This is a genomic window from Thermostichus sp. MS-CIW-36, from assembly GCF_054059035.1.
Map to the genome: position 1 here is coordinate 168,138 of NZ_JBSSBR010000003.1, position 9,860 is coordinate 177,997.

A 9,860-nucleotide genomic window follows, 5' to 3' on the forward strand; every position below is an offset into this window, starting at 1 on the left:
GGTTCCTCGCACCCAGCGCAGCCTTTTGCCCCAGCAGGACAGAGCCCTTGTTGGCTTTGCACCCAAGACCGGCCAGCGATCGCAACGCACGTTCCCATTCCTCCGGGCGAACAACACAAAACTGAAAGAGATCAATTGAGGTAAGAGATCAATTAGGCGGGCATGGGCAGAACCATCCTCGATGCAAGCGCCCAACAGTCTTGCCCCTCCCCACTGTATCTGAAGATGTCGGTGCGCCTGTTGCGCCTGAGCGCGAGCATCACGGCCAATAGCTGCAAGGATCCCTCGGCAAGATGCGCAGATCCCCGGCGGCTTATCCGCCAAAACGTAAAAAGTATCTTAAGATCAACGGTAAGCAAATCTCATACGCACTAGGTCAGCACCTCAGGAGGTAACCGATGGCTCTCGTTGCAATGCGGACGCTGCTGGATCATGCCGCCGAACATGGCTACGGCATTCCTGCCTTCAACGTCAACAACATGGAGCAGATCCAAGCAATCATGCAGGCAGCCCATGAAACCAACAGCCCCGTTATCCTGCAAGCCTCTCGAGGGGCACGCAAGTATGCGGGCGAGAACTTTCTGCGGCACCTGATCCTGGCGGCAGTGGAGACCTACCCCCACATCCCCGTCGCCATGCACCAAGACCACGGCAACAGCCCGGCTACCTGCTATTCCGCCATCCGCAATGGCTTCACCAGCGTCATGATGGATGGATCCCTCAAGGAAGATGCCAAGACCCCGGCCAGCTACGAGTACAACGTGGCCGTTACCTCCGAGGTGGTGAAAGTGGCTCATGCAATCGGGGTGAGTGTGGAAGGGGAACTGGGCTGCCTGGGATCCCTGGAGACGGGCCGTGGGGAAGCGGAAGATGGCCACGGTGCGGAAGAGGCGCTCAGCCATGACCAACTCCTCACCGACCCCGACCAAGCGGTGGACTTTGTGGAGCGAACTCAGGTGGATGCGCTGGCCGTAGCCATTGGTACCAGCCACGGCGCCTACAAGTTCTCCCGTAAGCCCACCGGCGACATTCTGGACATGGAGCGCATCGCCGAGATCCACCGCCGCCTGCCCAACACTCACCTGGTGATGCACGGTTCCTCCTCCGTGCCCAAGGAGCTGATCGACATCATCAACGAATACGGCGGCTCCATTCCCGAGACCTACGGTGTGCCGCTGGAAGAAATTCAGCGGGGCATCCAAAATGGGGTGCGCAAAGTGAACATCGACACCGACAACCGCCTGGCCATCACGGCTGCCGTGCGTCGCGCCCTGGCCGAGAATCCGAAAGAGTTTGACCCCCGCCACTTCCTCAAGCCTTCCATCAAGGAAATGCAAAAAGTCTGTGCTGAGCGCTACATTGCCTTCGGCTGTGCTGGCCATGGCACCAAAGTTCCGGTGGTTACCTTGGATGAGATGGCAGCCAAGTATGCTTCTGGAGCTTTGGCGGCTCAGGTGAAGAAGACCGTTGCGGTCTAGTCCCCACATCCTGCAAGAACTCTGGAATGCTTGCCGGGGCGCTTCCAGGGTTTTCCTTGGAGATCAGCTAGGTCACTGGACTCAGATTGGACAAATAAGGGGATCCAGCTGGGATCCCCTTTTGCTTTGGAGGAACTTGATGCGTTTTGGGTGTCAGGCAGCTTTTGCCGCAGAACGTTTTTCCGTCTCAATTTGATGGTTCAGCAACGCCAAGCTTAGGCAGTCCAACAGTTCCAGGTCAGCCTCAGAGTAGCGCCGCTGAAAGAGCAGCTCATTGATGCGGTTCTCTTGGCCCAAGCTGAGGAAGCTGCTGCGGAACACCTGCTCCACGATTTCTTGGATGCTGGAGGGCAGAGTAACAGAGTCAAGACTTGTATTCATGTCTGGTTCTGTTTGAGAGATGGTTTTTGAAGGGAGAAGACTATCTTTGCCAAGAGGTGAGGTAGCGCTGCTCGATGTCCTGCAGGGAAAGATGGGAAGCCCTGGGCCGCGGCTCATTCACGGAGGAGACATCGTTCTGCCACTTGAGGGATACTCCCAGCAGTGCTCCCAAAGAGAAGCTCTCGCTCAATAGGGCTGCTATGCGGTAAGTACGGTAGTCCAGGGTTAGATCTTCACTGACTTGCATCTGTGTTTCCTCCGTATTTCTAACGTTCACGCCCCTATCATAGCCTCGAGATCAGTGGAAGTACAGAGAAACATCGAGGATTTGCGTAGGCAATTTGTACGTTTCTTCTACGCGATTTGGCGGATATCGGTGGGATCCCAGGGGTTTTTGGGGCGGGTTCAGGGTTGAGTCAGGGATCCCAGCCCAGCAGAGCACAGATGTCCGCAGCCAGGGTGGCCGCGTTGAAGGGTTTGCTGATGAAGCCATTGGCTCCAAGCTGAGCAAGAGAGGCATCCTGGGGATCCCGGACTTTGGCGGTTAGAAGGATCACGGGGATCCTTTGGGTTTCCGGCAAAGCTCGTAAATGGGCCAAGGTGGTGGGGCCATCCATCCCCGGCATCGTCACATCCAGCAGGATGGCCTCGGGTTGCTCTCGGATAGCGATTTGGATCCCTTCTGGGCCGGATCCCGCCGTTAAGATCTGCCAGCCGACCAAGTTTTCCAGGATCAGTTGGGTCATTTCCCAAATATCGGGTTCGTCGTCGATGATCAGCAGACGATGGGTCATGTTGTTTCAGCCAAGAGTTGGTGTACCCGTTCTTGGAGTTCTGTCGGACTGATGCGCCCTTTGACGTAGATTTCGGTAACTTGAGATTGCCAGCGGATACGCTCTGGGTGCTCCACATCGCGGGCTGTGTAGATCAAGACGGGAATGGGCTTGGCGGGAGGATTCCTGTTCAGCCAATCCAGCAGGGCAAACCCCTCGTCGCCAACCAGTTCCAAATCCAGAATGATGAGATCCGGTCGTGAGGCTTGGCAGTGACTGATGGCACCGGGAACCGAAGCAACCACCACAAACTCTGTATTCTCTCGCTCCAGCAACAGGCTGAGAACATAAGCAAGACTGGGATCATCCTCAACGATCAACACCTGCTGCGACATCGTTTGCTCCTGGGCAGAGCTGGGAAACCAACAATCTGCGCAAGCCTTGAAAGGCTTTTGCCCAGGGTAGCGAGGGAGAAGGGTAAAACTGGGGAAAGTTAGTCGGTGTTTTCGTTGCTCACAAAAGCCGACCCATCAGCCTGGGGTTCGGGGGATTCCAGCGCGTATTTGAGTGCATGCCAGGCCAGGTTGGCGCATTTGATGCGTACCGGGAATTGGGCTACCCCTTTCATGGCGTTCAAAGCCCGTTGCTCCCGCGGGAACTCTTCGCCACCGCGCATCATGGCTTGGAAACGCTCCACCAACTGCAGAGCTTCGGGGATGGTGCGCCCCCGCACCGCATCCGCCATGAGATCGGCAGAGGCCAGGGCAATGGCACAGCCTGCCCCCTCGAATTTGATATCGACAATCCGCTCCTGGCTGGGATCCAGTTGCAAGGTGAGGTCGATGGTGTCGCCGCAGGAGGGGTTGTGGCCGCGCTGGTGGCGGTGGACGGGATCCACTCTGCCGAAGTTGTGGGGCTTTTTGTACCGCTCCAGAATGACTTGCTGATAGAGTCCGCGCAGGTTATCTAGAGGCATTGTTGCTCCTGGTTGGTCGCTGCTCTGGCCGGTCGGCAAAAGTCGATCCGCTCATAGCCCATTGCCGCCGGGAGTAGCCATAGTTCTCAGATATTCAGGATTTGGGAAGCGAGCCCGACCTGGCCCATCTGGTTTTGATCTTAACCCCGTTCTTGGTAGAGCTCGAGTCAGTAGAAAAACTCCTGCCAGCGCAGGGGCTTGAGTTTGCGCATGTACAGCCAATCAAAAAAGTTCTTCAGCACCGTGGCTGCATAGCCGCGCCAGACCAGCTCGCCTTTCTCAGCAACAGCAACGCGGTTCCCCACCGTTACACAAACAAAAACCGTGGCCTGCGGTCGGTAGGGGATCAGAGGTTGGCCGCGGATGAGCCGCAGTAGGTTTTGGGCTGCAATCGGCCCCTGGCGCACCGCGTACACGCCGATCTTGGGCAAGAGGCGGGATCCCCAAACAAAGTCGGCGCAGTCCCCCACCGCCAAGATGTGCTCTGAGCCTTGCACCCGCAGGTATTGATCCACAAGCAGGGATCCCGTCGGCCCTGTCGGCAAGCCGCAGGTGCTCAACCAGGCCGGCGCCTGGAAGCCACCTGCCCACAGGCGAGTCTGAGCCATCAACTCGGTGCCATCCGAGAGCCACACCTGCTCCGGCCCAAAGGCTTTCACCTGACATCCGGCCCAGATTTCCACCCCCAGACGGCGGATTTCCCTTTCCACCGCCCGGCGGAAGGGTTCCGAGAAGCCCTCGACCAGATGGGCCTGGCGATGGATCAAGATCAGCCGGGCTTGAGCCGAGGGGATCCCTGTTTTTGCGCTCATCTGCCGACAAAGATCGTAGAGTTCCCCCATCAGCTCTGTGCCGGTACAGCCTCCTCCCGCCACCACAAAGGTCAGCAGGCCCGGCGTCCGATCCCCCTGGGCTGCCCGTTGCCAGCACTGCCGGATCCAGGTTTGGGCGGCCACCAATTGTTCTGCCGGTCGAATGGTAAAGGCATGTTGGATCCCATCGATGGGGCGCAACTCCCGGCCCACATTCACCAACAGATAGTCGTAGGCAAGAGTTTGGATCCCGACTTCACTCTCCAGGGTCAGGGTTCGAGCTTCGGGTTGGATGTGGGTGACTCGCCCCGGCAAAAACTGGGCGCCGTTGGCTTGAATATGCTCCAGCAAAGGGATCCGCACCAGCTCCAGAGAAAACCGACCACTCAGCAGCCGCGTGGACATGCCTGAATTAACACTGTAGGGATAGGGGTTGATGGCGATCACCCGTGCCTGCCCTTTGAGCGCCCGCAAGGCGTCGATGGCTCCATAGCCACATCCGGCCAAGATTACGGTGGGCAGGGATCCCCTCATGGCTGGAGCGGGAACCGCTGGGGATCCCCGGCCGCCCATTCCAGGATGGAACCGGAATAGCTTTTGGCCTGCCGGCCCAAATGGGTTAAAACCACCGTGACCCAAGCGGAGCGAACCCCAGCTGTGCAGTAGGCAATGATCTCGGCTTCTGGAGGGATCCCGGCTTTTTGCAGGCGGGCGTGAATTTCATCGGGCGGCAATAGGGATCCCGCCGCATCCATCAGCTCCTTGTAGTAGAGATGCACAGCGCCGGGGATGTGCCCACCGCGCGCCTCACCATAGGGGGTGGCTCCCTCGTATTCTTGGGCTTCGCGACTGTCGAGGATGGCCACACGGTTGGAGCCAAGGCTGGCCCGCAGGGTGTCCCGGTCGATCTCCCACCGGTCGGTTCGCTGCACTACAAAGTCGCCCCGTTGCAGTTCGTCGGCGCTTTGTCGGGCTGTGGTCGGCACTCCCTCATTCACCAGGGCCGGATAGCCCCCATCCACCATAACCGCCTGGGGATGACCCAAGCTGCGCAACATCCAAACCATTCGGCCATCTTCTCCCCAGCCCCGCAGCGGATCGGCCACCACCACCACCGGACGCCCCTGAAACACGCCAAGGCCCTGCAGCTTTTCGGTGAGAAGGGCATCATCTGCCAACAGCTTGCCGCTGTTTGCAGCCTCTGGTTGAGTAAACTCCGTCCAGTTCACCGGAATTGAACCCTTGAGGATCCCGTCGGCTTGCAATTCCGCACTGCGTGCATCCAGAAGCGTTGCCCCTTGTTCGATGAGCTGGCTGGCGGCTGCAGGGCTGACCACCCAACCTGGCGTTGGTGTCATGGGTTGAGCTTGGATTGAAAGAACCTCAACCGCAAGATCCTATCCCACCTCTACAGGGGGAGTAGGTCGGTATGCGCTTCTTCCGTTTGCTTGGAGAGAAGCCGTTGCAGGCTCACTCTGGCTTCGGAGAAGTTGGGAGCGATTTCCAAAGCCGAGCGAAAGTGTTCAATGGCCTGCTCCAGCTTGCCTTGGCGGGCAAGGATGGATCCCAGACGATAGTGAGCTGCTCCATAGCTGCCATTGCTGCGAATGGCCCGTCGATAGCTGGCCTCCGCCGAGGTTAGATCCCCCTTGATGCGCGCCACTTCGCCCAGGCCAAAGTGAGCTTCCGGCAACTCTGAATCTCCTTGGAGGGCCTGTTCAAACTGCTGCATAGCCTGCTGCAACTGTTGGGGCTGGATGAACTTGCGCCCAGAGGCATCCCGTTGTTTGGGCCCCAAGTAGGCTAGGCCAGTGGCGGCCATCGCTGCGTGCAGATCGGGGGCCAGCTCCAAAGCCCGCCGGTAGTTCTTGATGGCTTCGCTGTATTGCTCTTGGCCTGCCAACACCAGACCCAAACCGTAGTAGGCGCGAGCCTGCTGTCTTTTGAACTGACCATTGAAGACCACCTGGCTGAACTCTTGGCTGGCTTGAGCCAGATGGCCTGCATGTACCATTGCCAAACCCAGATCCACCCGCACAGCGGCTGCCAACTCAGGAGCGAGATCCAGGTTGAGAGCAGTTCGGAAGGCTGCTATTGCCGCTTTTAGCTGTCCTTTGCGCATCAGCGCTTGTCCCATCACGGCGTGGCCCAGGCCCAGGCGATCATTCAACTCCAAAGCAGCCCAACAGGAATCGATGGCCTCGTCCCATTGCCCCAGCTTGAGGCGAACTTGAGCAATGCAGAGATGAGCCTCGCTGAAGTGGGGATCCAGCCCCAGGGCCTTTTGTTGCTGAGCTAACGCTTCTGCCCAGTTGCCCTTCTCTGCCCAGGCTTGGCCGAGCAGGCTATAGATCTCAGCTTGGGCGGATCCCTGGGTGAGGGGGAATGCTTCGGGTAAGTGGGCCAGAACTTCATCCGGCTGATGCTGGGCCAGCCACTGCCGTGCTAGAGCCTTCAGAGTTTCCACCAGGTGGGTGTTGATGCCGCTCCAGTTCGGGTTCAGGTGTTTGGCCTGTTGGTAGTGGCTCAATGCCTCCTGCAGTCGGTTGGTTTTTGCCAACAGATGGGCCAGTTCAATGTGGGCCTCTACGTGATCTGGCTGTCGCCGCACAGCCTCCTGAAACCGCTCCACTGCCTCAGGAATTGGATTGGCCTGTAAAAAGGACAGCCCTTCTGTAAAGGGATCCTGGGATCCCTCCCGCTCAAAGGTGTTGATGGCACGCCGGCCTTGCCAACCCAGCCAGCCCCCCCCTGCGGCCAAGATCAACAGCGGGATCCCCAGCCCCAGCGATCTGGCTCGGGCAGGAACATCGGCTCGCCCAAAAGAGCGCACCACCAACCCAGCCCCCAGCAGGAGAGACAAAGCCAGAGCTCCCCCCAAGAAGGGCCTTAGAGCAGGCCTGTGCAACCATTGATCAAGTGTCGGAAAGTTGGCCGGAACGTCGATAGGAGAACTGGGGCGAGCAGTTGTAGGCAGAGGGGTCGGGATCTCGGTCTGGGAAGGGGCGTGAGCAACCGAGGGCTGGCTTAAAGCCGGTTCTGGCCGGCGCTCTTTCTGAATTTTGGGAACCGGCGCCTCTAGGGTTTTAACTTTGCGAAAATCGGATTTGCCGTCGGGATCCACAACAGGTTTTTGGGCCTCCAGCACCTTGATCTCAGAAATCTTGGTGCCCGGTAATACAATCTGCGTGGCATCGGCACTGCTTTCCCCAGAGGACAAGTAGAAGACTTTTTTCCACTGCGGCTGTGTTTCCCCCTGAAGCCGACCGTACACCACCAGTTGGCTAACTCCCTGCACAGGCAAGCCCCCCAATTGGCTGGCAACTCGATGCAACACCATAGAGCGGCTAAACATCCCCTGCCGTGGGAGATCCACCATGAGGTAAAGGACATCTTGCTTCAGGGCCGAACGGGTTGGCAGGGGGGCCAGGGCCTTCTGCAGAGCCTTGATCAGGGTTTCCACGCTGCGAGCAGCAGATGAGTCAGCCATAAAGTTAGAGTTCGCAAAGTTAAGTTAGAGAGTGAAAAAATGGTCTTGTAACAACTCCAATCCAAAAGGGCTCCACTTCTCTCGGCAAAAACGAGTACCCCCTCGCCAGAAGTCCAGGCCTCTGACCTCATCTTGCTGCCTCATTGTGCTCAATCTGCCAGAGTCCGTCAATATACTGAAAGAGCCTGTTACAAACGGGGCTGCTGGCCCATTTTGCGACGGAAAAGGTGGGTGTGGTCAGGGCTGTAGAGCCGCGAGCGGGCAGATCTGGAGCTTGACAAGCCTTTCAAGGCAGGGCTGACGAGATAGAGCACTGTGCGTTCTAAGCCGGCTTGCCGGGTGAGGGCGGCCATCTCGGCCAGGGATCCCAGCCAGATCTGTTCGTCCGGCCAACCCAAGCGATAACAAACGGCAACCGGGGTATCGGCGGGGTAGTGAGCCAGCAGATCTGCCTGCGCTTGTTCTACGTGGCGGGCGCTCAGATATAGACACAAAGAGGCGCGGTGGGCTGCCAGACTGGCCAGGGCTTCTGCTTCCGGTACCTGGGTGCGACCGCTGGCGCGGGTGAGGATAATCGTCTGTACCAACTTGGGTATGGTCAACTCCACCTGCAAACGGGCGGCTGCCAATTGAAAGGCGCTGACTCCCGGCACGATCTCAAAAGGGATCCCTGCCTCCGCCAGCCGGATCAGCAGCTCGTGCAGAGCGCCGTAAAGGCAGGGATCCCCATCCTGCAGCCGCACCACCCGCCGCCCCGCCTTGACCCGTTCCACAATTTGCGGCAGCAGCGTTTCCAGCGTGAAGGAGCGGGTGTCAATGGCCTCAACCCCAGGGCGACAATGGGCCAGCACTCCCTCTGGCACCAAAGAACCTGTGTAGAACACTACATCGGCTTCCGCCAGCAGTCTTTGCCCCCGCAGGGTAATCAGCTCCGGATCCCCGGGGCCAGCCCCGACAATGTGGACAGGCCAACAGGGCGCAGTCTGTTCGCTCATTCAGTCTCTTCCTACCCCAGCAGCGTGCATCCTAGCAGCAGGGAACCACTTCAGAGAGGATAGAGCTAATCACTCCGTCCATGAGGGGATTCGAAGGTCTCTTTTTTTGAAGATCCCTTTTCTAAAGTCTTTACAAACAAGTCTTGACAAAAAACAGGTCTTGACAAATAAGAAGAGTATCAATCAGCTTAGAGTACAGACTTTGGAACTGCGCTTCAATGGCGATGCCGACATCTGGGTTTGGAGACCACAGCCCGCTGACGCGAGCAAAGCGGTTAATCACTCTGAACCTCTGGCAAAGCCCTAGGGCAGCCTTGAAAGCTGTTAGGGTCAAGAAAATGACTTTAGACCTAAATCTCTCGGTAAAGCGCAACGAAGTGCAATGCGAGACTTCTAGAAAGCTCACCTGAAAGCTCAAGCTAAGAACATGGAAGTCCAAGGTAGGCATTTGTATTCGATCTTAAGGTACGTTCGGAAAGACTATTATCCCTACGTTGTTTTACCCCAGCCGATTGCTCTCCTCTTGAGGGGGCCAGATCTCCCACCTTGCCCGCCGGAGCCTGAGCCGCCACAGATGCCTGCCCGTCCGCTGGAGCCGGAGCCGCCACAGATGCCGGAGCGCCCAACGGAACCTGAACTACCTCGAATGCCGGAACGCCCTGTTAGGCCAAATCTACCCGAGCTACCCCAGCCTTTGATGGGCAAGCTGCAATCGGCATGGGCAACTGGTGCTGGTGCATAGAGCAGTCTAGTGTCCGGTGCTATACCCCTGATATCGCAATGCAGGTATCTAGAGATGGAAAAAGATCACTCGTTTTACTCATTGACATTGAAATTGATGAGCCATGGTTTCTTGAAGGTACAGCCTGTTAAGGGCTCAAGGGGTACAATAGCAGCACTTAGCAAACCAACTTCGGAAGGAGGATGGATTGATCAGTAGTAAAGAAGTCTTCAC

Annotated in this window: 10 protein-coding genes; 1 reads left to right on the forward strand and 9 read right to left on the reverse strand. The window is 57.8% G+C overall.

The features are described 5' to 3' along the window. Window positions 1–398 precede the first annotated feature (398 nt). Window positions 399–1,478 (forward strand): class II fructose-bisphosphate aldolase, encoded by a 1,080-nt coding sequence (gene fba, locus ACVWVQ_RS03045; RefSeq protein ID WP_011432022.1) that lies wholly within the window; start codon window positions 399–401, stop codon window positions 1,476–1,478. A gap of 153 nt (window positions 1,479–1,631) precedes the next feature. On the opposite strand, the gene ACVWVQ_RS03050 is transcribed toward fba, so the two are convergent. The 9 genes from ACVWVQ_RS03050 to cobM form a co-directional block, all read right to left on the reverse strand. Further along, the gene (locus ACVWVQ_RS03050; protein ID WP_011432021.1) at window positions 1,632–1,859 is read right to left on the reverse strand and encodes a hypothetical protein; all 228 of its coding nucleotides are present in this window, start codon (window positions 1,857–1,859) and stop codon (window positions 1,632–1,634) included. A 40-nt stretch (window positions 1,860–1,899) separates the two neighbouring features. Further along, the gene (locus ACVWVQ_RS03055; protein WP_011432020.1) at window positions 1,900–2,106 is read right to left on the reverse strand and encodes a hypothetical protein; all 207 of its coding nucleotides are present in this window, start codon (window positions 2,104–2,106) and stop codon (window positions 1,900–1,902) included. Between the two features lie 169 nt (window positions 2,107–2,275). Further along, window positions 2,276–2,653, reverse strand: a complete 378-nt coding sequence (locus ACVWVQ_RS03060) for a response regulator (RefSeq protein ID WP_414399406.1) — start codon at window positions 2,651–2,653, stop codon at window positions 2,276–2,278. After that, window positions 2,650–3,027 carry a response regulator gene (locus ACVWVQ_RS03065; protein WP_414357168.1) on the reverse strand — a complete coding sequence of 126 codons (378 nt, stop codon included), beginning with the start codon at window positions 3,025–3,027 and terminating at the stop codon, window positions 2,650–2,652. The genes ACVWVQ_RS03060 and ACVWVQ_RS03065 overlap by 4 nt, the downstream gene beginning before the upstream one ends. Before the next feature lie 98 nt (window positions 3,028–3,125). Continuing rightward, a complete protein-coding gene (gene sufU / locus ACVWVQ_RS03070; RefSeq protein ID WP_414399405.1) occupies window positions 3,126–3,608 on the reverse strand; it encodes a Fe-S cluster assembly sulfur transfer protein SufU in 483 nt (160 codons plus the stop codon). Between the two features lie 167 nt (window positions 3,609–3,775). Then, window positions 3,776–4,954: an NAD(P)/FAD-dependent oxidoreductase gene (locus ACVWVQ_RS03075; RefSeq protein WP_457506803.1), complete on the reverse strand. Its 1,179-nt coding sequence runs from the start codon at window positions 4,952–4,954 to the stop codon at window positions 3,776–3,778. Continuing rightward, a complete protein-coding gene (locus ACVWVQ_RS03080) occupies window positions 4,951–5,778 on the reverse strand; it encodes a sulfurtransferase (RefSeq protein WP_457506805.1) in 828 nt (275 codons plus the stop codon). The genes ACVWVQ_RS03075 and ACVWVQ_RS03080 overlap by 4 nt, the downstream gene beginning before the upstream one ends. A 50-nt stretch (window positions 5,779–5,828) precedes the next feature. Further along, window positions 5,829–7,910 carry a tetratricopeptide repeat protein gene (locus ACVWVQ_RS03085; protein WP_457506807.1) on the reverse strand — a complete coding sequence of 694 codons (2,082 nt, stop codon included), beginning with the start codon at window positions 7,908–7,910 and terminating at the stop codon, window positions 5,829–5,831. A gap of 188 nt (window positions 7,911–8,098) precedes the next feature. Continuing rightward, a complete protein-coding gene (cobM, locus tag ACVWVQ_RS03090) occupies window positions 8,099–8,905 on the reverse strand; it encodes a precorrin-4 C(11)-methyltransferase (RefSeq protein WP_457506808.1) in 807 nt (268 codons plus the stop codon). Window positions 8,906–9,860 lie beyond the last annotated feature (955 nt).